General features: G+C 58.2%; 21 protein-coding genes. 14 read left to right on the forward strand and 7 right to left on the reverse strand.

What is annotated here, in order from left to right; genetic code table 11:
* The first annotated feature begins 15 nt into the window (after positions 1–15).
* Together ACR0AP_RS01940 and ACR0AP_RS01945 are read left to right on the forward strand one after the other, a co-directional pair.
* Positions 16–675: a response regulator transcription factor gene (locus tag ACR0AP_RS01940; protein WP_480504956.1), complete on the forward strand. Its 660-nt coding sequence runs from the start codon at positions 16–18 to the stop codon at positions 673–675.
* Positions 675–2,030, forward strand: a complete 1,356-nt coding sequence (locus ACR0AP_RS01945) for an ATP-binding protein (protein ID WP_480504958.1) — start codon at positions 675–677, stop codon at positions 2,028–2,030. Before ACR0AP_RS01940 ends, ACR0AP_RS01945 begins: the two co-directional genes overlap by 1 nt.
* Positions 2,031–2,155: 125 nt before the next feature.
* On the opposite strand, the gene ACR0AP_RS01950 is transcribed toward ACR0AP_RS01945, so the two are convergent.
* From ACR0AP_RS01950 to ACR0AP_RS01965, 4 genes are all read right to left on the reverse strand, one after another.
* Entirely contained in the window at positions 2,156–3,337 is a 1,182-nt protein-coding gene (locus ACR0AP_RS01950; RefSeq protein WP_480504960.1) for an ammonium transporter, read from the reverse strand.
* Between the two features lie 210 nt (positions 3,338–3,547).
* On the reverse strand, positions 3,548–4,015 hold the full coding sequence (locus tag ACR0AP_RS01955; protein ID WP_480504962.1) for a CinA family protein: 468 nt from the start codon (positions 4,013–4,015) through the stop codon (positions 3,548–3,550).
* A complete protein-coding gene (locus ACR0AP_RS01960) occupies positions 4,012–4,509 on the reverse strand; it encodes a phosphatidylglycerophosphatase A family protein (RefSeq protein ID WP_480504965.1) in 498 nt (165 codons plus the stop codon). Before ACR0AP_RS01960 ends, ACR0AP_RS01955 begins: the two co-directional genes overlap by 4 nt.
* Positions 4,506–5,636 carry a bifunctional 2-C-methyl-D-erythritol 4-phosphate cytidylyltransferase/2-C-methyl-D-erythritol 2,4-cyclodiphosphate synthase gene (locus ACR0AP_RS01965; RefSeq protein ID WP_480504967.1) on the reverse strand — a complete coding sequence of 377 codons (1,131 nt, stop codon included), beginning with the start codon at positions 5,634–5,636 and terminating at the stop codon, positions 4,506–4,508. Before ACR0AP_RS01965 ends, ACR0AP_RS01960 begins: the two co-directional genes overlap by 4 nt.
* Before the next feature lie 181 nt (positions 5,637–5,817).
* Between ACR0AP_RS01965 and dusB the strand changes: the two genes are divergently transcribed.
* The 7 genes from dusB (at position 5,818) to ACR0AP_RS02000 (ending at position 14,893) form a co-directional block, all read left to right on the forward strand.
* Positions 5,818–6,801, forward strand: a complete 984-nt coding sequence (dusB, locus tag ACR0AP_RS01970) for a tRNA dihydrouridine synthase DusB (protein ID WP_480504969.1) — start codon at positions 5,818–5,820, stop codon at positions 6,799–6,801.
* Positions 6,798–7,886 carry a two-component system sensor histidine kinase NtrB gene (locus ACR0AP_RS01975; RefSeq protein WP_480504971.1) on the forward strand — a complete coding sequence of 363 codons (1,089 nt, stop codon included), beginning with the start codon at positions 6,798–6,800 and terminating at the stop codon, positions 7,884–7,886. The genes dusB and ACR0AP_RS01975 overlap by 4 nt, the downstream gene beginning before the upstream one ends.
* The gene (locus ACR0AP_RS01980) at positions 7,886–9,253 is read left to right on the forward strand and encodes a response regulator (RefSeq protein WP_480504973.1); all 1,368 of its coding nucleotides are present in this window, start codon (positions 7,886–7,888) and stop codon (positions 9,251–9,253) included. The genes ACR0AP_RS01975 and ACR0AP_RS01980 overlap by 1 nt, the downstream gene beginning before the upstream one ends.
* 123 nt (positions 9,254–9,376) lie before the next feature.
* A complete protein-coding gene (locus tag ACR0AP_RS01985) occupies positions 9,377–11,641 on the forward strand; it encodes a sensor histidine kinase NtrY-like (RefSeq protein WP_480505801.1) in 2,265 nt (754 codons plus the stop codon).
* Positions 11,638–13,047 (forward strand): nitrogen assimilation response regulator NtrX, encoded by a 1,410-nt coding sequence (ntrX, locus tag ACR0AP_RS01990; RefSeq protein ID WP_480480685.1) that lies wholly within the window; start codon positions 11,638–11,640, stop codon positions 13,045–13,047. Before ACR0AP_RS01985 ends, ntrX begins: the two co-directional genes overlap by 4 nt.
* Before the next feature lie 42 nt (positions 13,048–13,089).
* The gene (locus tag ACR0AP_RS01995; protein ID WP_480504975.1) at positions 13,090–13,683 is read left to right on the forward strand and encodes a helix-turn-helix transcriptional regulator; all 594 of its coding nucleotides are present in this window, start codon (positions 13,090–13,092) and stop codon (positions 13,681–13,683) included.
* A gap of 43 nt (positions 13,684–13,726) precedes the next feature.
* A complete protein-coding gene (locus ACR0AP_RS02000) occupies positions 13,727–14,893 on the forward strand; it encodes an MFS transporter (RefSeq protein WP_480504977.1) in 1,167 nt (388 codons plus the stop codon).
* A gap of 41 nt (positions 14,894–14,934) precedes the next feature.
* On the opposite strand, the gene ACR0AP_RS02005 is transcribed toward ACR0AP_RS02000, so the two are convergent.
* Positions 14,935–15,414 carry a hypothetical protein gene (locus tag ACR0AP_RS02005; RefSeq protein WP_209503766.1) on the reverse strand — a complete coding sequence of 160 codons (480 nt, stop codon included), beginning with the start codon at positions 15,412–15,414 and terminating at the stop codon, positions 14,935–14,937.
* A gap of 96 nt (positions 15,415–15,510) precedes the next feature.
* Here ACR0AP_RS02005 and trkA point away from each other — a divergent pair, with 96 nt between their 5' ends.
* From trkA to ACR0AP_RS02030, 5 genes are all read left to right on the forward strand, one after another.
* Positions 15,511–16,887 carry a Trk system potassium transporter TrkA gene (trkA, locus tag ACR0AP_RS02010; RefSeq protein WP_480504979.1) on the forward strand — a complete coding sequence of 459 codons (1,377 nt, stop codon included), beginning with the start codon at positions 15,511–15,513 and terminating at the stop codon, positions 16,885–16,887.
* Positions 16,887–18,425 (forward strand): TrkH family potassium uptake protein, encoded by a 1,539-nt coding sequence (locus ACR0AP_RS02015; RefSeq protein ID WP_267366208.1) that lies wholly within the window; start codon positions 16,887–16,889, stop codon positions 18,423–18,425. The genes trkA and ACR0AP_RS02015 overlap by 1 nt, the downstream gene beginning before the upstream one ends.
* A gap of 132 nt (positions 18,426–18,557) precedes the next feature.
* Positions 18,558–18,797 carry an RNA chaperone Hfq gene (gene hfq / locus ACR0AP_RS02020; protein WP_005982826.1) on the forward strand — a complete coding sequence of 80 codons (240 nt, stop codon included), beginning with the start codon at positions 18,558–18,560 and terminating at the stop codon, positions 18,795–18,797.
* Positions 18,797–20,068, forward strand: a complete 1,272-nt coding sequence (hflX, locus tag ACR0AP_RS02025) for a GTPase HflX (RefSeq protein ID WP_480504981.1) — start codon at positions 18,797–18,799, stop codon at positions 20,066–20,068. Before hfq ends, hflX begins: the two co-directional genes overlap by 1 nt.
* A 32-nt stretch (positions 20,069–20,100) precedes the next feature.
* Positions 20,101–20,397 (forward strand): putative quinol monooxygenase, encoded by a 297-nt coding sequence (locus ACR0AP_RS02030; RefSeq protein WP_480504983.1) that lies wholly within the window; start codon positions 20,101–20,103, stop codon positions 20,395–20,397.
* A 1-nt stretch (position 20,398) separates the two neighbouring features.
* Here ACR0AP_RS02030 and ACR0AP_RS02035 read toward each other — a convergent pair whose 3' ends face one another.
* Positions 20,399–20,794 carry an SgcJ/EcaC family oxidoreductase gene (locus ACR0AP_RS02035; RefSeq protein WP_480504985.1) on the reverse strand — a complete coding sequence of 132 codons (396 nt, stop codon included), beginning with the start codon at positions 20,792–20,794 and terminating at the stop codon, positions 20,399–20,401.
* Positions 20,795–20,902: 108 nt separating this feature from the next.
* Positions 20,903–23,365: a penicillin acylase family protein gene (locus tag ACR0AP_RS02040; protein ID WP_480504987.1), complete on the reverse strand. Its 2,463-nt coding sequence runs from the start codon at positions 23,363–23,365 to the stop codon at positions 20,903–20,905.
* Positions 23,366–23,417 lie beyond the last annotated feature (52 nt).

A 23,417-nucleotide genomic window follows, 5' to 3' on the forward strand; every position in this document is an offset into this window, starting at 1 on the left:
CTATAATTCCCAAGTATGAGAGTCTTACTGGCAGAAGACGAGCCGCACCTTTGCGAGCAGATCAAGAAACTGTTGAACGCTGAAGGTCGGGTCGTGGACATTGTGAACAGCGGCCTAGAAGCTTTGCATCTCGGCGCAACAGAACCTTATGACATGATTATCCTCGATATTGGATTGCCGGAACGCGACGGCATTTCAGTTCTGAGGGAATGGCGCAGCGCGGGCATCAAGACCCCGGTGCTGATCCTCACGGCCCGCGATGGCTGGAGCGAAAGGGTCGACGGATTGGACGCAGGCGCGGACGACTACATGACCAAGCCGTTCCATATGCCCGAACTGGCAGCGCGGGTCCGCGCCATTCTGCGGCGGCAGAGCGGTCAGTTGAATCCCGTCGTTGAAATGGGAAATGTTGTGCTGGACACCCGCAACGGGCGTGTAACGGCGGATGGTGTGCCAATCGACCTGACTGCGCAAGAGCTGGCTGTTCTCACGTATCTCGCCCACAATGCTGGGCGTATGATTTCAAGGACCGAGCTGTCAGAGCATATCTACGAATACGATGGAGACAGGGACTCGAACACCATTGCCGTCTTCATAACCCGTCTGCGCAAAAAACTTGGCCCTGATCTGATCACAACGATTAGGGGCCGCGGATACATGATCGACTCCGCCTGATGTTATCCCTGCGTCAACGGGCTCTACTGGGGGGGATCGCGTCAGGTGCCCTTTCAGTGGGTGTCGGTACGCTGGCCGTGTTCTCGTTCATCAATGCCCGTGTTTCAGACAGGTTTGATACCGCATTGCTTGATCGTCACACGCAACTGGTCGTTGGGTTGAGCGTCACGACCCATGACCCGGACGCGCTGCGGGATCTGATGTTCGATCCAGCCTATGGCACACCGTATTCTGGCCGATACTGGCAAGTCAGCAACAGCGAAGGCGAAATCTTTACGTCGGCTTCCTTGTTCGACGGAGTCATCGCCGAACCCCTTGGCACCCCTGATGTAACGACGCTTTGGAATACTCGTGGTCTAGAAAACGAAGATTTACGAGGAGCCTTTCAGAAAATTACCTATGAGGATGGTACGGTCTGGGGGGTCAGCGTTGCCGAAAGTCAGGCCCAGCTTGTCGCGGAACGTCGCGCTGCACAACAAAGCCTGCTTCCGGTTTTTGCGCTGGTCGGTCTGATCGGTGTCGTTGGATCGCTTCTGCTGACGTCAATCATCCTGACACCACTCAGAAAGCTGCGTTCGGATGTGGCGCACCGTTGGGATCGGGACGAAGACCTTAAACCAGGTGATTATCCTGAAGAGGTCTCTCCTCTGGTCGAGGATCTGAACCAGCTCTTGCGCCGAAACCGGGAAATTGTATCGGGATCACGTCGTCAGGCGGCAGATTTGGCCCATGCCCTGAAAACACCTACTGCGATCATGCGCAATGAATTGTTGCTGTTGTCCGAAGCGGGAGGTTCTACGGAAACCGCGGTGGAAGCTCTCGACCGTATTGACGCGCAGCTGGGCCGGTCGCTTGCCCGAATGCGGGCGCTGAATACTGCGGACTTGACCCATTCTCGTACCGATCTGTCTCATTCGATTGATCGACTGGCGCGTCTGTTCACGACCATGGCCGAGCGCGAAGGAAAGTCATTGGAAATTGAACGCGACCCCGGTCTTTGGGTGCGAATGGACGCGCAGGATATCGAAGAAGTCTTGGGCAACCTGCTGGATAACGCGGTCAAATGGTGCAAACACAAGGTCCGTTTGACGGCTGGGAGAACCCAGAACGGGATTGAAGTTGTGATTGACGACGATGGTCCGGGAATTCCTCAGGACGCTCACCGCGAGGCACTGCGATCGGGGGGGAGGCTGGATACCTCTGTCTCGGGCAGTGGCCTTGGGCTGGCCATCGCGGTTGATTTGTTGAAGGCCTATGACAGTCGACTTGATCTGGGTGCATCCAACTCGCTTGGCGGTCTGGAATGCCGGATAGTAATTCCGAAGGGAACCAATGCGCATCCTGCGTCAGGCTGATCATTTGCCCTGAAGGTTCAGGGTGTTTTGGGTGTGTCGTACGTGGACAAGACGCGAAAACAAGAAAAGCGGACCCGTGACAGGTCCGCTTTTGCCCTTACGGGCGATAGGCAGCCAAGGTGGGCTTAGCTGCTCATGTCATAGGCCCGCTCACCATGTACCGAGAGGTCGAGGCCATTTGTCTCGGTCTCGGCGTTTACGCGAAGTGGTGTGATCAGTGCAACCGCCTTGACCAGAACTATCGTGACAGCTGCCGTAAAGACACCCACGATAACCAGCCCGCCCAACTGTGCGGTCCATGTGCCAAGGCCAAACACGGCGATCATGATGGTGCCGAAGATGCCTCCGACGCCATGTACCGCGAACACGTCCAGCGTATCGTCGATATTCAGCTTGTTGCGCACCAGACTGACGGCTTCCTGACACAGAACGCCCGCAACAGCGCCGATGATAAGGGCCTGAACCGGACCCACAAAACCCGAAGCGGGCGTGATCGAGGCCAGGCCTGCAATTGTTCCGGTGACAAGACCCACCATCGAGGCTTTGCCAAAGCGGATGCGTTCCCAAAGCGCCCATGTCAGTGACGCGGTTGCGGCGGACAGGTGGGTAACGGTCATCGCCATCGCAGCGCCTCCGTCCGCGGCCAGTTGCGAACCGCCATTGAAGCCGAACCAGCCGACCCACAGCATCGCGGCGCCGACCATGACATAGCCGGGATTATGCGGCGGGGTCGTGCGGTTGCGGCGCGGGCCAAGGATGACGGCGATGATCAGGGCTGCCAGACCAGCGGTTTCGTGCACCACGATACCGCCCGCGAAATCACGCACGCCAATGTCGCCCAAAATACCTCCATCGGCCAGCATTCCACCGCCCCAGATCCAGTGAACCACTGGCGCATAGCACAGCAGCATCCACAGCGCCGAGAAGGTCAGCACAAAGCCAAAGCCCACCCGTTCAACATATGCGCCCACGATCAGGGCCGGGGTGATGATGGCAAAGGTCATCTGAAAGGCAAAGAACAGAATTTCCGGTAGAGTGCCAGCAAGGCTGTCCACATCAACACCGTTGAGGAAAGCCTTGCCCAAACCACCCCAAAGCCCACTTTCACCGGGCCCAAAGGCGATGGTGTACCCGGCGACCAGCCACAGAATGCTCATCAAACAGGCAATGGCAAAGCAGTGCATAAAAACGCTGAGCACGTTTCGGGCACGTACAAGCCCGCCGTAAAACAAGGCCAGCCCCGGCAACGTCATAAAAAGGACCAGTGCTGTAGCAACTATGATCCAGGCTGTATCGGCTCCATTCATGGGCCGCTCTCCTTTTCCCTGCATGGTTTCCCGGGCAGGTCATCTGACAACGCTCCGGGGTCGAGTGAGTGTTTGTGCAGAGCCTTGAAGCGGAGGGCAGGTGAGGAAAAAAGAGGCAACACCCGAATTGAGCGCCTGTTTTGTCGCCTTTTGTTCAAGTGATGACAGTTTTGGCGGCTATGGGCAGATAATGCCTAAAAATCGTGCGTGTTATGAAAGTCCAGTCAGAAGTAACGCCAGCGCATGATCCCGCGCGGCGCGGCGCACCGCATCCCGCCCTTGCGCGCCAAACTCAATCGTTTCACTCCGGGTTTCCCGGCCTTCTCTGGCCAGTCCGAAACATACGCGCCCTTCGGGTTTGAATTCAGACCCGCCCGGCCCGGCAATGCCGGTAATCGCGACGGCAAGCTGCGCTTGTGAGTTGCGCAATGCGCCTTCGGCCATTTCGCGAGCAACCTGCTCGGACACTGCGCCGAAAGCCTGCAGGGTTTCTGCCAGCACACCCAGCATGTCCTGCTTGGCCCCGTTGGTATAGGTAACAAAACCCCGATCCACGACGGCCGAGCTGCCGGGTATATCCGTCAGGGCCGCAGCGACCATACCGCCGGTGCAGCTTTCCGCAGTGGCGATCATAACGCCCTGCGCTTTGGCGCGGTTCAGCAGGTCGGGCACGTTCATAGGCCCAGAACCCCGTGCGTGATGCCAGCCAGAACCATCACGCCAACGGCTGCGAAAATACCCGCAATCACGTCGTCCAGCATCACTCCCATAGGATCGCCGCGACGATCTGCCCAACCGACGGGGCCGGGTTTGGTGATGTCGAACAGGCGGAACAGAGCGAACCCGGCAACCCAGCCGGGCCAGAGGGCGGTAATGTCGATCCCATGCGCCCAGGACGGATGTGAGATCGCCCAGAGGGCAATGAACTGGCCCGCGACCTCATCGATGACGATTTCCGACGGGTCGTGATCGTCCTGGCCGTCGGTCATCACGCGCGTGGCCCACAGGCCGCCTGCGAACACCACGAGCGTTGCGATTGCCAGCAATGGGAATCCGCCCAGCGTGTGCAGGACCCAAGCCATCGGCAGCGCGGCCAGCGAACCCCAGGTGCCGGGGGCAGGGCGTATATATCCGACGCCGCCAACGGTGCCAATCAACTGCGCCGCGTTCATGATTTCACCAGACAGGCCGTCGCAATCGATGCGATGCCTTCACTGCGACCGGTGAAGCCCAGACGCTCGGACGTGGTGGCCTTGATCGAGACCTGATCGGCACGCAAGCCCATGATTTTGGACATTTCTTCGCGCATAACAGCGGCGTGAGGGCCAATCTTCGGGTATTCACAGACCAGCGTACAATCCACGTTCGAGATGCGATACCCCATCTGTCCAGCCAGTTCGACCGCGTGACGCAGAAAGATCTCGCTGGCGGCCCCTTTCCATTGCGGATCCGAGGGCGGAAAATGCTGTCCGATATCCCCTTGCGCCAATGCGCCATAAATCGCGTCGGTTACAGCATGCATCCCGACATCCGCATCCGAATGCCCCTGCAACCCGCGATCATGGGGAACCTTCACACCGCAAAGGACCACATAATCCCCGTCGCCAAATCGGTGCACGTCATAGCCGTTGCCAAGTCTTACATCCATATCCATTCCCATGATACGTTCCGCCCGGGCAAAATCCTCGGGGCGAGTGATCTTCAGGTTGTCCGCATCGCCCGGTACGATGCAGACATCTACCCCCGCAGCGCGTGCAACCTCAACATCATCAGCAGCACCGCCCGGATGCGCCGCATGGGCGGCGGTGATGGTGTCATAATGAAAGCCTTGCGGTGTCTGTGCCGCAAACAGGTTGCTGCGGTCTTGCGTGCCTGTCACGTCCCCGTCTTGTCCTATCCACAAGGCGTCAGTCACCGCTAGTCCGGGGGCCGCGGCCTGATGTGCATCCAATGCGTGCAAGACGTCCTGAATGGTGCGCGACGAAACGCAAGGTCTGGCAACGTCATGAATCAGGACGCGCTTCACGTCGAGGTGCGCCAGGGCCTTCAAACCATTGCGTACAGAACCCGTGCGATCTGTGCCGCCCGAAGCGAGGATCAGATCGGTATCACGAAACTCCTCCCAGACCAGAGTGTCTTCGTCGGATAAGACCAGAACGATATGAGCGACCTGTCCGCGGAACCGATCGATTGTCCAGTCTGCCACGCGACGACCTGCAAGGCTGCGCCACTGTTTTGGGACGTCGCCCCCTGCGCGCATGCCGCGGCCTGCGGCGACTATGATGGCAGCTGTGGTCATGCAGCGCGCCCTCCATTTTGTTGCGTTTGTTTAGGCGGCGGTGATTGCAGTGGCAATCACCTACGGTCTAGTGATTAAAAAATAGGCAGATGATGGTTTTGCGGGCTTGTTGCGCGTCGTTTTGTTGTTCATATGCGTGGAATTCGATATCAGAACTGCAACTGCCCAAGGATTAAGCACGTTGACTTTGCGCTTCGCTGACAAATTCGTAACATCGCCGGTTTTGCTGGCCCCGATGGCCGGAATCACAGATCGCCCGTTTCGGGATCTGGTTATGCGCTTTGGTGCCGGCATGGTCGTCAGCGAAATGGTCGCCAGTCAGGAGATGGTGCAGGCCAAACCCGGAGTGCGGGAGCGCGCCGAACTGTCCGCCGATGTGGAAAACACAGCTGTGCAACTGGCAGGGCGCGAGGCGCATTGGATGGCGGAGGCCGCGCGTCAGGTTGCTGATCGTGGAGCGCGGGTGATCGACATCAACATGGGGTGTCCTGCCAAAAAGGTAACAAATGGGTATTCCGGTTCGGCCCTGCTGAAAACACCGGACCACGCACTGACGCTGATCGAGGCCGTTGTCAGTGCAGTCGACGTTCCAGTGACATTGAAAACCCGTCTGGGGTGGGATGACACCCTGCTGAATGCCCCCGAGGTTGCGCGCCGTGCACAAGAGGCAGGCGTTCAGATGGTTACGATCCACGGACGCACGCGATGCCAGTTCTACAAGGGGCGCGCTGACTGGAGCGCAATCCGGGCCGTGAAACAGGCCGTGTCGATTCCGGTTATTGCGAACGGAGATATTGTAGACACAGCAGCCGCACGAACCGCTTTGGAACACTCTGGTGCAGATGGCGTCATGGTCGGGCGTGGCGCACAGGGTAAACCCTGGCTTCTGGCGCAGATCAGTCACGACCTTTACGGGGCGGATGCGCCGGATATTCCGGTCGGGAATGACCTGATCGACATGGTGCGCACGCATTATCAGGCGATGCTGGGGTTCTACGGTGCCGATCTGGGCCTGCGTGTCGCCCGTAAGCATCTGGGATGGTACATGGATCAGGCCGCAACCCCCGCGCCGCTGCGCCGGGCGGTTCTGACGTCGCGCAACACGGATGATGTCCTGCGCCTTCTTGGGGATGCACTTGCCGAAACGGGCGAGGCGGCGGCATGAACTCCAACGCCAACATCTGGAACTCTTTGCCGGTTCCGGCCTTTATTATTGATGAAAGCGACCGCATCGCAGATGTGAATTCGGCGGGCGAGGGGTTTTTGAATGCCTCGCGCCGGTCGGTAATCGGGCACCCGGTATGGGACCAGATCGCCGTTGACGCGCCGCTGGAGGAAGCTTTCCTGCGCGCCCGGTCGCAAGGCACGCCACTGTTCGTTAACGATGTGGATGCGGGTTCTGGGAATCGTGCACCCTTGCAATGTGCGTTGCAAATCGCGCCTCTGGTCGGGCATCCGGGGTCGATGATCATGATCATATCGCCTCGTGAACTGGCGGGCCGGATGACCTTGGGCAACACGGTCAAGTCAGCGGCGCAGTCGGCGATTGGCATGGCCGAGATGCTGGCGCATGAAATTAAGAACCCACTGGCCGGGATTACCGGTGCAGCGCAACTGCTGAGCATGAATATTTCGTCACAGGATCTTGAACTTACAGACCTTATTGTGGCCGAAAGCCGCAGGATCGTGAAGCTTCTGGAACAGGTCGAGCAATTCGGCAACTTGCAGAAACCGGACCTCAGGCCGGTCAATATCCACGATGTACTGGACCGTGCAAGGCGGTCCGCGCTGCTGGGATTTGGCGCGGATATGACAATCATCGAGGATTACGATCCGTCATTGCCGCTGGCCTATGGCGATCCGGACCAGTTTCTTCAGGTGGTTCTGAACCTGCTGAAAAACGCATCCGAGGCCGCGGGGCCTCAGGGCGGAACAATCCGTCTGCGCACGTATTTCGAACATTCCTTCCGCCTGCGCCGAAGTGATGGATCGGGTCATTCCCTGCCGTTGCAGATCGAGATCATCGATGACGGTCCGGGCCTGCCCGAGGATATCCGCGGTGACATTTTTGACCCGTTCGTGTCGGGCAAGGAAAACGGCACCGGTCTGGGACTGGCGCTGGTCAGTAAGATCGTTTCCGACCATGACGGCTGGATTTCCGCCGACTCCGTGCCCGGCCGCACCGTTTTCAAACTGTCGCTGCGCCGCGCGCCGCGAGATGCAACCGAACACAAGAAGGAGAGCACCTGATGGATGGCACCGTACTGGTTGCGGATGACGACCGCACAATCCGCACCGTTCTGACTCAGGCGCTGACGCGGGCCGGATGCAAGGTGCACGCAACGTCTTCGCTGACCACCCTGATGCGTTGGGTCGGCGAAGGCAAAGGCGACGTGGTGATCTCGGACGTTGTTATGCCCGATGGCAACGGTCTGGAGATGCTGCCGAAGATCGCAAAGGATCGCCCTGGATTGCCGGTTATCGTGATTTCCGCGCAAAACACGATCATGACGGCGATTCAGGCGGCTGAGGCTGACGCATATGACTATCTGCCCAAACCGTTTGACCTGCCGGATTTGATGAAGCGCACGGCGCGGGCGCTGGATCAGAAGCAGCGCGCACAGCCGGAACCCATACAGGCAGGTGGTGAGCGTCCGGATGAACTGCCGCTGGTCGGCCGCACGCCAGTCATGCAGGCTTTGTATCGGTTGGTCGCCCGCGTGATGAACACCGACCTGCCGGTTATGATCTCGGGTGAAAGCGGAACGGGTAAGTCGCTGATTGCCCGGGCAATTCACGACTTTTCGGACCGGCGTACATTACCCTTTGTCACAGTCACCACAGCCGACCTAAGCGATCTGGAGGGCCCGGCCCGCGTGATGGCGCGGGTGCGTGGCGGTACGCTGCTGATAGATGAAATCGCGGATATCGGCGATGAAATTCAAGCCCGCGTGGTGCGTATGATGGACACGCCCGGCGATCATGTTCCGCGTTTCATGGCAACCAGCCAGACAAACTTGACCGATGGAATGGAAAACGGCCGTATCCGTCAGGACTTGTACTATCGTTTGTGCGGGGCGACGATCCACGTGCCCTCGTTGCGTGAAAGGGTCGACGATATTCAACTGCTGGCCGAACATTTCCTGGCCCGGGAAGAGAAGGAAAGCGGAAACAAGCGGTGGCTCAGCCCGGAAGCGGTTGAGTTGGTGCGGCGCTATTCATGGCCAGGGAACGTCCGGCAACTGGAAAACGCCGTTCGCCGTTTGGGGCTGACCAGCCGGGCAGATGAGATTTCGAAGGCCGAGGTGGAAATGGTGTTGGGCAGCCAGCCTGAGGCTGCGCCGGTTCTGAGCGGCGGCGAACGCGAGAAGCTTTCAACCTCGGTCGAGCGTCACCTGCGACGGTATTTCGATCTGCACGGCAATATATTGCCGCCGCCGGGCCTTTATCAGCGGATTTTGCGTGAAGTTGAGGCCCCGCTGATCGAAATCGCATTGGATGCAACTGGTGGGAACCAGGCAAAATGTGCTGATTTACTGGGGATTAACCGAAATACGCTGCGAAAAAAGATAACAGATCTCGATATACAGGTGACACGGCGCCGCAAACTGATGTAATATCGCCACACAAACCGTGGCATCCCGGCATCTGTCGGGAAAAGATCACGACATATGGCGGTAAGCCGCACAAGCGGCACATCAGGATGAGGGCAGACGGTGGCAACCCGAGCACAGAGCGGGATGATCCCATCGATTGGTCGATGGCGTAAATCACGGAAACTGCGCAATTTCGGCACCTTTGGGCTGGTCCTCATGGGGCCAGTTCTGGCGCTTGCCACATACCTCGTCATTGGTCCTTTTGACCTAGGTGCGACCGCGCCGACATTGCGGCTGATTCTGCTGGCTGATCTTGTCTATGTTCTGGTTGTGGCAGCTTTGGTGCTCAGTCAGTTGGGCAGCCTGATTGCTGCAAGGCGGGCCAAGTCGGCAGGCTCGCGTCTGCATTTGCGCCTGATCGGGGCGTTTACGCTGCTTGCGCTGGTTCCGACCGTTACGGTCGCCATTTTTGCCGGACTGACCGTGAATATCGGTCTGGAAGGCTGGTTTTCGGATCGCGTGCGCCAGGTTGTCGGGTCTTCCCTGACGGCGGCAGAGGCTTATGAGCAGGAACATCGCAGCGGTCTGACGCAGGACGCTACGGTTCTGGCGCGGTTCCTGAACAATGCACGTTCGGTGGAGTTTTACATTTCTGATGCCGAACTCCGCGAGGTTCTGGCGCAGGGGCAGGCCCGGATTCAGCGCGGATTGCGCGAAGCCTATGTCATCGACGGAACGGGCGAAATCCGGTCGCGCGGGGATCGGTCCTATCTGTTCAACTATGAGGCACCAACAGCCGAGCAAATGACGGAAGCGGCAGATAAGGGGCTGCTGATCATTGCCGACTGGCCGAATAATGAATTCCGCGCGCTTGTGCCTCTGACCGCTTATCTGGACCGCTACCTCTATGTCAGCCGCGAGGTGGATGGGCAGTTGTTGACGCTGCTGGATGACACCAAGGAAACGGCGCAGTTCTATCAGCAGCTGGAAAGTGAACGGGGCAGGGTGTTGTTCGAATTCGGTCTGCTTTATCTGGGCTTTGCGCTGATCCTGATCCTGGCTGCGATGTCGCTGGGGATGTGGTTTGCCGAACGCCTCTCGCGCCCGGTTGGACGTTTGACCACGGCGGCGCAGCGGGTCGGTGCCGGAGACTTGAGTGTCCAGGTCATTGAAGAGGCCAGCGACGACGAAATTGCGATGTTGGGCCGATATTTCAACCAGATGACCCGACAACTAAAAGGGCAGCGGGACACGCTGCTGGAAAATACCCAGCAAATCGAAAGCAGGCGTCGCCTGTTTGATTCCGTGCTCAGTTCGGTCACGTCCGGTGTTGTCGGCGTGGACCCCGATGGATGCGTTACGTTTGTCAATCGCTCGGCTGAACGCTTGCTGGACTGGTCGCGTGGTGAAGAACACCTGGCTATCGGCATTGCGGTTCCCGAGTTTTTGCCTTTGTTTGAAAGCCTCAAGGACAGCGGGCAGGAGGCTGTTCAGGGTGAGGTTAAGGTCACACGTAAGGGGCAGCTTGAAAACCTGCTGGTTCGCATGGCTATCCGTCGTGGAGAGGATGGCGGGCTGGAAGGTTATGTGGTTGCCTTTGACGATGTAACCGATCTGGTCAGCGCGCAGCGAATGGCGGCGTGGGGTGACGTGGCCCGCCGCATTGCACATGAAATCAAGAACCCATTGACGCCGATCCAGCTCAGCGCAGAGCGCATCAAGCGCAAGTTCGCCCGCAAACTGGATGAGGAAGACAGCGGCAGCCTTGAATCGATGACCGGCGTCATCGTGCGGCAAACCAATGACCTGCGGCGTATCGTGGATGAGTTTTCCAAGTTCGCGCGGATGCCCGAGCCCGTTCGACGGGAGGAAGACCTTGTCGAACTGGTGCGCGAAGCCGTACTTTTGCAACAGGCGGGACAGCCGGACGTACAGATTGATGCCGACCTGCCGCAGCAGCCGATCATGGCGGATGTAGATGCGACCATGCTTAATCAAGCGTTGACGAACCTGATTAAGAATGCCGGAGAAGCCATTGCAACTCTGAAAGAAAAAGGGGCCCCGGAAAACCTGGTGCCGCAGATCAAGGTGGCGGTTTCAAGCGATGATGCGGGTACAATCATCACCATTGCAGACAATGGGATAGGTCTGCCGGAAGACCGGGCGCGTTTGTTTGAACCTTATGTAACGACACGCGACGAAGGGACCGGGTTGGGTCTTCCGATCGTCAAGAAAATCATAGAAGAGCATGGCGGCGCGCTGACCCTTGAGGACGCGCCCGTATTTGACGGACAGGACCATTTTGGCGCAATGGCTGTGATCCGTTTGCCTGGGGCAAGTATGTCCCCAACCGTTGCGCCGCAGAAGCAGGCAATTAGAACCAACAAACTGAAAGCAGGCCAAAGATGAGCGACATTCTGATCGTAGATGACGAGCGCGATATTCGCGAGCTGGTGTCCGACATTCTGGAGGACGAAGGCTATTCAACCCGGCTGGCAGCCAACTCGGACGAGTGCATGGCGTCGATCAATTCCGAACCGCCGGGTCTGTTGATCCTGGATATCTGGCTGAAAGACAGCCGCATGGACGGGATTGATATCCTCAAGACGGTAAAGCGCGATAACCCGGATGTGCCGGTGGTGATTATTTCGGGCCACGGCAATATCGAAATCGCTGTAGCGGCTATCAAACAGGGTGCTTACGACTTTATCGAGAAACCGTTTAACATTGACCAGTTGATGGTGGTGATCCGCCGCGCGATGGAGACGTCTCGTCTGCGGCGCGAGAACGCGTCGCTGAAGCGGAAAGAGGTCAACAACTCGGACATGATCGGCAAATCCGCGTCGTTCCGGGCCATGCAGGGGCAGTTGGACAAGGTGACCAAATCAAACGGTCGCGTCATGCTGCGTGGACCTGCGGGTTCGGGCAAGGAAATTGCTGCGCGTTATATCCATGCCCACTCCAACCGTGCGAACGCTCCGTTCGTGACCGTCAACTGTGCCGGGATTGAGCCTGAGCGTGTGGAAGAAGTTCTGTTTGGCCGGGAATCGGCCGAACGCGGTGTGGAATCCGGATTGCTGGAAGAAGCCCATGGCGGCGTGGTCTATTTTGATGAAGTTTCCGACATGCCTTTGGGCACACAGTCCAAAATCCTGCGGGTGCTGGTGGATCAGCAATTCCAGCGCGTGGGTGGCTCGGACAAGGTGCGCGTGGATCTTCGGGTGATCTCATCAACCAACAAGGATCTGGATGATGAAATCGCCGCCGAGCGTTTCCGGGAAGAGCTGTATCACCGTCTGAATGTGGTTCCGATCTCCGTTCCCTCACTCGAGGACCGGCGCGAGGATATACCGGTACTGGCCCAGCACTTCATCGAAATGTGCAACGAAACCCAAGGGTTGCCTATGCGGGAGCTGTCGGACGAGGCGGTCGCTTTGCTGCAGACAATGACCTGGCCGGGTAACGTGCGCCAGTTGAAGAACCTGATCGAACGTGTTTTGATTCTGGGCGACGGCACCGGCCCGATTGAGGCGCGCGAGCTGCCCAATGAAGAAGACAAGGCCGAAGAGTCGGGCCGCGTTGTCTTGTCGGGTGCGCTGGCCACTTTGCCGCTGCGCGAGGCCCGCGAAGCGTTCGAGCGGGAATATCTGCTGACCCAGATCAACCGCTTTGGCGGCAATATCAGCCGCACCGCCAGCTTTGTCGGCATGGAACGCAGTGCGCTGCATCGCAAGTTAAAGTCGCTGGGTGTTGTGACCTCGAACAAATCTGGTGCGCGGGTCGCGCAAATCGACGAACCCGAACCGGCAGAGTGAGTCTGGGGGCATAGTTCACGGGCAGACGGATGTGAGGAACTGATGGCGAGAACGGTGAACTCTGATCTGTCTGGCCGGTTCGTCGAAGGCTACCCGGCTTTTGGCAGGCGGTTAAAGCGACTTCGACGGTCGATCGGATTGAAACAAGCTGCGCTGGCCGAGGTTCTGGAGGTCGATCAGACCACGGTTTCCAGATGGGAGAACGGGGTTCAGCTTCCAACGCCTGATCAACAACACTCGGTGTTTGCTGCGCTGGCTCCTTTCAGGGCGGATGACAACGCGCTAAGACGGCTTGTCGTGAACTCGGCAGACTGCATCCATCTGGTTGAGGAGGCCAGCCACCTGTGCCTGGCCTATTCCCGCAGGCGGGCGCGGGACTGGAAAACCACCCAACGGGCACTGCTTGGCGTGTCCCTCTGGCAATTTGCGACGGACGAAATCCGTCAGGCTGAGGCCGAGCTACAGGACGAGGGATGGTGGGATTTGCAAGCGCCCAACCCCAAGTCGTTTGTAACCTCCGAAGCGCGGCACGACCGTATCCGGATCAGTGCCGGACAGATCACCTGGGAACGGTTGTACCTGTCGGATGGAACGCCGGTCCGGCTGGTCAGTGGGGCACGGTCGGGACGCGCATAATTTATGCGTATTCCTGTGCGGTCGGGTGCAGTAGAACCGGCTTATGCCCCATCCATTACGCATCTTGTTACAGGTTTTGTTGCTTTGGCTTGCCGGGCTAGGTGCGGCGACCCAATTCGCCAAGATTGCGGTTCCTTTTGCTCAGGTCGCAGCCCTCTATCCTGCGCACGCGGACAAGATTGGCTGGCTTTTGTCAGTCATCAGCCTGATTGGCGCGATTCTTGGTGCATTGTCCGGCGCGATAGCCGGGCGGGTTGGGCCTGTCCGGTTGCTGATGTTTGGCTTGACCCTTGGCGGGGCGGTGTCCCTGTTTCAGGCCAGTATCCCCGGTTTGGGCCTGATGCTGGTCAGCCGCGTTGTCGAAGGGGTCTCTCATCTGGCTATCGTTGTCGCAGCACCAACACTGATTGCGCAAATCACGATTGGAAAATGGCGCAACGCGGCAATGGTTTTGTGGAGCAGTTTCTTTGGTGTCGCCTTTGCCCTGAACGCATGGCTTGGGCTTCCCTTGATCGCTCAGGTCGGGCTGCCGGTTTATTTTGCTACCCATGGCGCGCTGATGTTTCTGATCGCCGTCCTGATCGTATCTTTCCGTCCCAACAGTGCATCGGATTTGGTAAACAATCCCTTTTGGAGCGTGCGAATACTGATTGACATACACGTACAGACCTATCGCTCTGCGTTTGTGTCCGCTCCGGCGCTCGGGTGGTTCTTTTACACGCTGACCTTTGTCTCGTTGCTGGCCATTCTTCCGGGAAGATTGCCGGACGATGTCAGTGCGATGATTGCTGGTCTGATGCCGTTGGCCGGGATCGTGATTTCCTGGCTTACCGTCCCGGTTTTGCTGAGCGTTTGTTCTGGTGTTTTTGTTATTAACCTCGGTTTCGGGCTGTCTATCCTTACGATAGGCGCCCTGTTTCTTGGTGCCCCGTTGCCCGTTGTCTGCGTTGCGCTTTTTGCGGTGCTGGGGCTTGTTCAGGGCGGCAGCTTTGCGGCGGTGCCGCAGTTGAACTCGACACCCGAAAACCAGGCGCTGAGCTATGGTGCGATGGCGCAGATGGGGAATGCGGGTAACCTATTGGGCACACCTGTTTTGCTTGCAATACTGTGGCGGACCAGTGAAGCAGGCATGTTGATTGCCGTGGTAGGGTTCTATGCTGTTGCCATGGCGCTGCATTTGTGGCTTGCCGCGCGGCGCAAACGCGCTTGAACCGGACTGGAATGATCAATCGCGCGGTACCGTGGTTTTGCTTACCCGGCTTGCCCCGGAGTGATGATCTGAAACGACCCGTCATCGAATTTCACAAAGCATGAGGCACTGTTGAGGGGCGGCAATGTTGTTGTTCGCGCCAATGGTACCCGCGATTTCACATTTTGCTTGCAGGGCGGCAAACTGACAGGGCGAAATCCCTTTTCGGCCATGCATTGCGCCTCAACCGTGTTTCGCAGACCCTGATTCACATCGACGGTATAGACCCTGCCGGGCTGCCACCAGCCCGGGGATTGATAGCAACGACCTCTGCCGTCGCAATACGTGCGCCCGGGCCAATATGTCGGCGGGCTTTGGCGGATCTGATTGGCAACTGGCACCTCTTTGACCGCCCTAAGCTGGCACTGGGTGGTCTCTTTTTGCAGACGTGACACGGTTTCACCCTCGCGATAGTAAAGCGAGAGCGGCCCGCACGAGGACAGCACCATCAGCGGCACAAGCATAGGAAACAGCGTTTTCATATGCTTATCTTGCCGCAGCTGATCGGCGATGACAATTCAATTGACCGCTTTGGGGGCATCTGTCATTCAATCCTTTCAGGCAGAAGGGCCAGAAACATGAAGGTCATTATTTGCGGCGCGGGTCAGGTCGGCTGGCAGATTGCGCGGCACCTTTCGGGTGAATTGAACGACGTCACCGTTGTCGACAACAATCCCGACCTGGTTCGGCGGGCGACCGAAACGCTGGACGTGCAGGGGATCGCCGGGTTTGCAAGTTATCCCGATGTGCTTGAAAGGGCAGGCGCGCGCGATGCGGACATGATTATCGCTGCGACCCATTCGGATGAGGTGAACATGGTCACCTGCCAGATGGCGCATTCGGTCTTTTCGATCCAGCGCAAGATCGCGCGACTGCGGTCGAAATCATATCTTGAGGCGATCCACTCGGACCTTTACCGGCGCGATCATCTGCCGATTGATGTGGTGATCAGCCCCGAACGCGAAGTTGCCGCTGCTGCGATGCGCCGCCTGTCGGCCCCGTCCGCCTTTGACACCGAGATTTTCATGGACGGCAAGGCGCAGCTTTTGGGTATTCGCGTGGATGAAGACTGCCCGATCGTGAACACACCTTTGCGGCAACTGACCGATTTGTTCTCGACGCTCAGTTCGATCGTAGTGGGGGTGCGTCGCGATGGCACGCTGTTTGCACCAGAATCCGAGGATCAGCTGTTTGTGGGCGACGAATGCTACGTCTTTACCAATGTAAAAGACGTGGATCGCACTATGGAGGTGTTTGGCAAGACCCAAAAGCGTCAGGATCGTGTGGTGATCGTGGGCGGGGGCAATGTCGGGCTTGAAGTGGCGCGAACTCTGGAAGAACAAAAAAGCCGCGTGCGCGCCAAAATCGTCGAGCGGGATCGCCGATGCGCCGAGATCGCCGCCGAGGCGCTGGAACGGACGATTGTGCTGCACGGTGATGGCCTTGATGCCAGTTTGTTGAGCGAAGCCGGTATCGACAGGGCGGATGCAATGCTGGCGGTTACGGATGACGACCGCACGAACATGCTGGCCGCTGTACGCGCCAAGGCCGAGGGTTGTGCCCTGGCGATCGCTTTGATCAATGATCCCAGTATGGTGGCCCTGATGGGACCTTTGGGGATTGATGCGTATATCAATCCACGGGCAACCACCGTCAGTTCGATCTTGCGCCACATCCGTCATGGCCGGGTGCGACAGGTCTACTCGATCGGAGATGCTGAGGCCGAAGTGATCGAGGCTGAGGTTCTTTCAACCTCTCCCATGGCCGGTCAAAAGCTGCGCGATATCGATTTTCCCGAGGGCGTACTGGTGGGGGCCGTACTCAAAGGAGATGAAGTTATGCGACCGACGGGCAGCCTCAGGATCGATGAAAAGGATGTCGTCGCGATCTTTGCCATGGCCAACGACGTGCCTGAGGTCGAACGCCTGATGCAGGTTTCAATCGATTTCTTCTGATGGCGCATGCGGGGATACAACAGATCGGGCTATTGCGGCGGTTGCCGCTGTTTCTTCTGATCTGGGCTATTGCGTCACTGGCCATGTGGATTCCGGCAGTTTACGCGCTGGCGCTGGATGATCACGATACATCGCGGTCGTTTTTGTACTCCGGTATCATAGGGTTGTTTCTGGTCGTCAGTGTCGCACTGGCCTCGTCCAACCGTGTGCCAAGGCGCGGAACTTTGGGACAATTGGCGGTGATGCTTGCATGTTTCACCATTCTGCCTGTCTTTCTTGCGATTCCATTTCACGATGCGCTGGGAACGACCACATTCCTGAACGCCTATTTTGACATGGTCAGTGCCCTGACAACCACGGGGGCGGATCTGTTTCCGGATCCAGACCGCCTGACGGCCCCGCTGCACCTGTGGCGCGCCTTGGTTGGATGGATGGGCGGTTTGCTGATGTGGATTGCCGCCGCGGCAATCCTTGCGCCTTTGTCGCTGGGTGGGTTCGAGGTCACGGCCCGCGGTCAGCCGGGTCGCCCGGTATCGGGTGTTGCGCAAAGCGAACGCGTTGATCCGCGCGGTCGACTGCTCCGTGTGGCAAAGGGACTGACCCCGGTCTATGCCGGGCTGACGGCTGTGATCTGGATCCTTCTTCTGATCGCAGGCGAAACCGGACTGACAGCCGTTTGCCACGCAATGTCGGTCATGGCGACGTCCGGAATTTCTCCGGTGGGCGGCATGGAAGGCGCGCAGGCGGGCTTCACGGGTGAGGCGATCTTGTTTTTGTTCCTGTTCTTTGCCCTTTCGCGCCTGACATTTTCGACCGACACGGCAACATCCGGTTATTCCCGCCTGGATACGGACCCGGAGTTTCGCATTGGCCTGATGATTGTGCTGGCCGTTGCTGCGTTACTGTTCTTTCGCGTTATTGCAGGCGTTACGGAAATCGGCGGGCAAATCGAACCTTTGCAGGCATTGCAGGTCATCTGGGGTATGCTGTTCACTGTTCTGGCCTTTCTGACAACCGCCGGGTTTGAAAGCGCAAACTGGGATGATGCGCAGCAATTGTCTGGTCTGGGAACGCCCGGATTGTTGCTGATGGGGCTGGCCCTGATCGGTGGTGGGGTTGCCACCACGGCTGGCGGCGTGAAACTGCTGCGGGTTTTTGCCCTGTACCTGAACGGTGCGCGCGAGATCGACCGGTTGATCTATCCCTCATCCGTCAGCGGGGTTGGAGGCGGCAACCGACGCATTCAAAGGGACGGCGCGTTTATCGCCTGGATTTTTCTGATGCTCTTTGCGCTGACACTGGCGGTGTTCAACCTTTTGCTGGCCGCAATGGGGGCCGGGTTTGAACAGGCCATGGTGCTCAGCGTCGCAACGCTCAGCACGACGGGTCCGCTGATTGAATTGGCCACTGATGTTCCAATCCGGTTGATCGACCTGTCCGCAGGGGCCAAGCTGACGCTGTGCGCGGCGATGGTCATTGGCCGGCTCGAGACGCTTGCGATCATCGCCCTGATCACCCCTTCGCTGTGGCGGGATTGAACCGGTTGGATCCCGTCGTCTTTAGTGCTTAATTTTTCGTCTGGAATATCTTACCGCGGCACTCCATACTCACCGGGAGGGAGCGCGTTGGTCCGCAACGCGTAGCAAGAACAATGGCGAGATTATCAAAATATGGCTTCGGACAGACAGAATCTTCAGGATGCTTTCCTGAACAATGTACGGAAAGCTAAGGTTCCGGTTACAATTTTCCTGATCAATGGCGTGAAATTGCAGGGTGTGATCACCTGGTTCGACAATTTCTGTGTATTGTTGCGCCGCGACGGACAGTCGCAGCTGGTGTACAAACACGCAATATCAACCATCATGCCATCACAGCCGATCAACCTGTATGAGGGCGAAGACGCCTCTTGATGGAACATGACCGGACGCGCACCCGGGCCTGGGTGCTGCATCCCGAAATCAAATCAGATGAACAGCGCCGCGTTCCTGAACCAGCGCTGGCCGAGGCGGTTGCGCTGGCCGCCGCTTTGCCCGATCTGGACGTGATCGGGTCTGAAATCGTTCGCCTGCAACGCGCCCAGCCCGGCTATTTGTTTGGCAGTGGCAAGATCGAGGAACTGGGCGAGCGGCTTCGTGAAAACGAGGTTGAGCTGGTTCTGATCGATGGGCCGGTGACCCCGGTTCAGCAGCGCAATCTGGAAAAGGCATGGAAGGTCAAGATCCTCGACCGGACCGGGCTGATCCTTGAGATTTTCAGCGACCGTGCACGTACCCGTGAAGGGGTGTTGCAGGTCGAAATGGCTGCGCTCAGCTATCAGCGGACACGGCTGGTGCGGGCCTGGACCCACCTTGAACGTCAGCGTGGCGGCTTGGGATTTGTCGGCGGCCCCGGCGAGACCCAGATCGAAGCCGACCGCCGCGCCATTGATGAACAACTGGTGCGTCTGCGTCGCCAATTGCAGAAAGTGGTCAAGACCCGCACGTTGCACCGTGCCGCGCGGGCCAAGGTGCCATATCCGATCGTTGCGTTGGTTGGATATACCAATGCCGGGAAATCTACTCTGTTCAATCGGCTGACCGGGGCCGAAGTGTTGGCCAAGGACATGCTGTTTGCCACGCTGGACCCTACCATGCGCCGCGTGCAACTGCCCGATGGCCCGGAAGTGATCCTGTCGGATACGGTGGGTTTTATCTCGAACCTGCCGACCGAGCTTGTGGCGTCTTTTCGGGCCACGCTTGAAGAGGTGTTGGGTGCTGATCTGATTGTTCACGTGCGCGATATCAGCCATGAAGAAACCGAAGCACAGGCGCAGGATGTCGAAGCAATCCTGACCTCGCTTGGTGTCGACGAAGAACGCCCCCGGCTTGAGGTTTGGAACAAGACTGACTTGCTGAGCACGGAAGAAAAAGACGCCGCGTTGGCGAGGGCGGATCGCGATCCGGCCATATTTGCCATTTCGGCAGTTACCGGCGAAGGCGTGACCCCTTTACTGTCCGAGATTGCAGCAATCCTGCAAGGGGCCCGGCACGAGGTTGTTCTGAACCTGACCTTTGCGGAAGGGAACAAGCGGGCGTGGTTGTTCCGGCAGGATGTTGTACAATCTGAAGAGCAGACCGAAGAGGGGTTCCGTATCACTGTCCTTTGGACAGATAAGCAGGCCGCCCAATTCGACACACTATAGATACAGTGAAATTGCGTAAGATGGCTGATACAATGGATCAAAGAGTATTCCTGACCGGATTTATTGATGTTCCGGCGGACCGCCTTGAAGATGTGCGCGCCGCTCTGCCCACGCATATCGCCCTCACAAAGGCGGAAGAGGGTTGCCTGTCGTTCGACGTTGTCGAGGATCAGATCACACCCGGACGGTTCACTGTTTCAGAGGTTTTTGTGAATCAGCAGGCCTTTGATGCGCATCAGCAGCGGACGAAGGCATCCGAGTGGTTTCTGATTACACAAGGAATACCGCGGAGTTACAATATTGAAACCGCTGGCAAAAAGACGACCTAAGTCACACGCCTTCAAGTTGTCGCTGTAAGTCATCGGTGTCGAACCAGCCGACTGACGACTGTACAAGATGATCGGGCGCAAGTTCCCATTCATCCCATCCGCGTGCGATAACATGGTTGCCGGTCTGAGCATGATGCCCCTCACGTGTCCAGACAAATAGGGCATGAGATCCGGCCCATCGCATCATGTCGCAGCGCACCTCCAGATCAGGAAAATCGGCGTAGAAACCCCGGGCCATATCGGCAATCGCTGCGCGCCCTTCGATCGGGTCACCTCTGTTGATTGTAATCCGTCCGTCCAGCGCGAAAAAGCTGGCGACGGCATCTGCGTCACCTGAACTCCAAGCAATTGCGTAATCCCGGGCAAGGTTGTTCAGAGTATCCCGAATGCTGGCCATAGTTTCCCCCTGGTCCGAAACAGTTCGCCCGGTGATGGTAGGCGAAACTGCCGCATGGCGTCCACGGTCCGGACAAAAAGGGGCGGGGAGTCGCCGAAACCCTGATGCTTAACGTGGGATCAGATTGGTCACTCCGACAGCAGCGGCGCGGGCAAGGTCAAGGTCCAGCGACATGGGAATATACTCGCCACGCCGCCACAGCTGCGCCTGATCGTCGTAATAGCGCGACAGGAAATGGCCCGATTGGCCGGTAGCGGTGATAAAGACCGAGCTGTTGGGATCGGCAAAGTCATACACACCGCGATACCCGGCCCCGTGCACATTCTGAAACGGGTCGAGCCCTTCGCCCGACGTGCGCCCGCGCAGCAAGGTGTTGTCACCGCCACTGGTCGATTGGCGAATGTTCACAAAATACCGAAGTATAGGCAAGTTCCCCAGAACCGGGTGGTCGTGGGTCGCCTGATGGGCATCACCCCAGCGCAGGGATTCCAGTGCGCTGCCGTAGCGTTCGGTGATCCAGATCAGCGCGTCATCCAGCGCAAGTCGTGCCATTTCGGTACAGGTTTCAACCGGCGCGCTTTGTCGTACATCGCACCAGACACCGGCGCCATCAATGTCACGATAGACCCGTTCGATGAACAGGGGCTCGACATGTTTGAATTCGCTGGCCAGCGGCCCAAGCTCGTCCGAAATCAGGCGGATCTGAAGCGCCCGCACCCAGGCTGCATAGATCAGCGGTTCGGGCAGGTGCTCGTTCATCTCGCCGTTCCAGTCCGCCAGCAGCGACAGCGCAATCTGGCGCTGCCGTTCGGGCGTCCCTTCAGGGGCCGAGGCACCGGTGTACCAAAGGTCAGCACCGATCAGCGGCAGCAGAGAGCGCGCGGTGAAACTGACCGTATCCAGTTGCGCTTCGATGAAACTATCGCGGGTATGCACCTCACGCGATTGCATCAGACGTTCCCAGCGATGCACGCGCTGAGTGTCGCCCCATTCGTAGGACACATGATCCGGGAACGGGCGGTCGATGATCTTGTTGTTGGTGTTGCCCAGAACACCGCCGACAGGGGCCACGAATTCCGGGTTGTTGGCGTAGGGTAGGCGACCTTGCCAGCGGTTTGCTTCGATCCAGCCGGGTGTCGGAATGCGTCCGCGGCTTTGGTTTTGCAGATCACGCCGGGGCATAGCGCCGATCAGTTTCATCCCTATTGTCGTTTTGTCGACCAGTGACAGGTTCTGCGAGGGCGCAATGAATTGCCGGGCCACGGTTACGGCGTCCTGCACGTTGTCCGCGTTCATCAGGGCCATGGACGCCGTCATCGAAGTGTCTTGCGGGCTGAGCGCAGTCCAGGACAAAGACGCAACATGGCCCGGCGGTGTGATGGTTTCCAGCTTGTAATCCGTACCGGGTAACACAGGCCCGTTCTCAGTCCAGCGCAGCGTCAGTGTAACCGGAGCTTCCCCTTTGATTTCAATGATCGAAGGACGGGTCTGGAACTCCTTATAGCCATCCGGGGTCAGGTATTCTTCGGGGTTTTCCGGGTTCAGCTGCTCAATATGAATGTCCTGATCGTCAAGATAGGACGACGTCACCCCCCAACCCAAACGGTCACTGCGGCCGGTCATGATTGCAGGAATACCAGGGATCGAGGCCCCAATGACGCTTCCCTTTTCCAGACCAAGATGCGCCAGATACCACACGCCGGGTGCTGTGAAGCCGAGATGCGGGTCGTTGGCCAGCAATGTTCCACCGCTTGCCGAGCGCGAAGGCGCAGCAGTCCAGGCGTTTGATGCCCCCGCCAGCCCGCGTTTGGGAAGGGGTGAAAGCAGCGTTTCAGGAAAACTCGTACCAGCGGCATAGCGTGGAAGGTTGGGAAACAGCGAAGCATATTCAGGCAACGCAGCAATGCCGGGGCCGGGAACATCGGGCAGAATATCTGCCAGTCTGTCCGGATTGCTCAGCATCAAAGACGTACGCGCCCGCAGAACCTCGTCTGTCAGGTGACCGGACAGTTGCAGTGCCATAAGCTTGATCACGGCAATACTGTCACCCGGTTGCCAGGGCGAGACGGGTGCATTGAACAGGAACATCTCAGGCGCGCCGCGCCCCAAGGCCTCGTCGTTGATCTCGGTCAGGCGTGCGTTGACCCCGGCCGCATAAGCACGAAGGGCAGCCTTGGTATAGTCGTCCTGCACTTCGACCGAGCGATGGGCAAGGCCGTACAGATCCAGCCGGCGCAGCAGCTTGTCAACGCGCAGGGTGCGTGGTCCAAAGATTTCGGACAAGCGGCCCTGCGCGGTGCGGCGCATGACCGTCATCTGCCACAATCGATCCTGCGCGTGGGCATATCCAAGACCGAAAAACACATCCGGGTCATTTTGGGCCAGTATGTGCGGCACATTGGCGGTGTCGCGCACGATCTCAACCGGAGCGGTCAACCCGTTGACTTCGAGTTTCTGGTCATAATCCGGCAGGGATTGGCTGGCCAGAAAATAGACAAGGCCCATTGCGGCGAGGATCAGCATGATCAGACCCGACACGATGCGCACCAGCCAGCGGAAAACAAGACCCATTACTGCCCCAAATTCTAGTACATGAAGGTTGCGCGGAGATTAGTGGATGGCG

The sequence above is a fragment of the Ruegeria sp. AF7 genome (genome assembly GCF_056541885.1).

Excerpts from the sequence above, each read along its gene's own strand:
- ACR0AP_RS01940 (WP_480504956.1), top strand. The coding sequence starts at position 16 with ATGAGAGTCTTACTGGCAGAAGACGAGCCGCACCTTTGCGAGCAGATC.
- ACR0AP_RS01945 (WP_480504958.1), top strand. The coding sequence starts at position 675 with ATGTTATCCCTGCGTCAACGGGCTCTACTGGGGGGGATCGCGTCAGGT.
- ACR0AP_RS01950 (WP_480504960.1), bottom strand. The coding sequence starts at position 3,337 with ATGAATGGAGCCGATACAGCCTGGATCATAGTTGCTACAGCACTGGTC.
- ACR0AP_RS01955 (WP_480504962.1), bottom strand. The coding sequence starts at position 4,015 with ATGAACGTGCCCGACCTGCTGAACCGCGCCAAAGCGCAGGGCGTTATG.
- ACR0AP_RS01960 (WP_480504965.1), bottom strand. The coding sequence starts at position 4,509 with ATGAACGCGGCGCAGTTGATTGGCACCGTTGGCGGCGTCGGATATATA.
- ACR0AP_RS01965 (WP_480504967.1), bottom strand. The coding sequence starts at position 5,636 with ATGACCACAGCTGCCATCATAGTCGCCGCAGGCCGCGGCATGCGCGCA.
- ACR0AP_RS01975 (WP_480504971.1), top strand. The coding sequence starts at position 6,798 with ATGAACTCCAACGCCAACATCTGGAACTCTTTGCCGGTTCCGGCCTTT.
- ACR0AP_RS01980 (WP_480504973.1), top strand. The coding sequence starts at position 7,886 with ATGGATGGCACCGTACTGGTTGCGGATGACGACCGCACAATCCGCACC.
- ACR0AP_RS01985 (WP_480505801.1), top strand. The coding sequence starts at position 9,377 with ATGATCCCATCGATTGGTCGATGGCGTAAATCACGGAAACTGCGCAAT.
- ntrX (WP_480480685.1), top strand. The coding sequence starts at position 11,638 with ATGAGCGACATTCTGATCGTAGATGACGAGCGCGATATTCGCGAGCTG.
- ACR0AP_RS01995 (WP_480504975.1), top strand. The coding sequence starts at position 13,090 with ATGGCGAGAACGGTGAACTCTGATCTGTCTGGCCGGTTCGTCGAAGGC.
- ACR0AP_RS02000 (WP_480504977.1), top strand. The coding sequence starts at position 13,727 with ATGCCCCATCCATTACGCATCTTGTTACAGGTTTTGTTGCTTTGGCTT.
- ACR0AP_RS02005 (WP_209503766.1), bottom strand. The coding sequence starts at position 15,414 with ATGAAAACGCTGTTTCCTATGCTTGTGCCGCTGATGGTGCTGTCCTCG.
- trkA (WP_480504979.1), top strand. The coding sequence starts at position 15,511 with ATGAAGGTCATTATTTGCGGCGCGGGTCAGGTCGGCTGGCAGATTGCG.
- ACR0AP_RS02015 (WP_267366208.1), top strand. The coding sequence starts at position 16,887 with ATGGCGCATGCGGGGATACAACAGATCGGGCTATTGCGGCGGTTGCCG.
- hfq (WP_005982826.1), top strand. The coding sequence starts at position 18,558 with ATGGCTTCGGACAGACAGAATCTTCAGGATGCTTTCCTGAACAATGTA.
- hflX (WP_480504981.1), top strand. The coding sequence starts at position 18,797 with ATGGAACATGACCGGACGCGCACCCGGGCCTGGGTGCTGCATCCCGAA.
- ACR0AP_RS02030 (WP_480504983.1), top strand. The coding sequence starts at position 20,101 with ATGGATCAAAGAGTATTCCTGACCGGATTTATTGATGTTCCGGCGGAC.
- ACR0AP_RS02035 (WP_480504985.1), bottom strand. The coding sequence starts at position 20,794 with ATGGCCAGCATTCGGGATACTCTGAACAACCTTGCCCGGGATTACGCA.
- ACR0AP_RS02040 (WP_480504987.1), bottom strand. The coding sequence starts at position 23,365 with ATGGGTCTTGTTTTCCGCTGGCTGGTGCGCATCGTGTCGGGTCTGATC.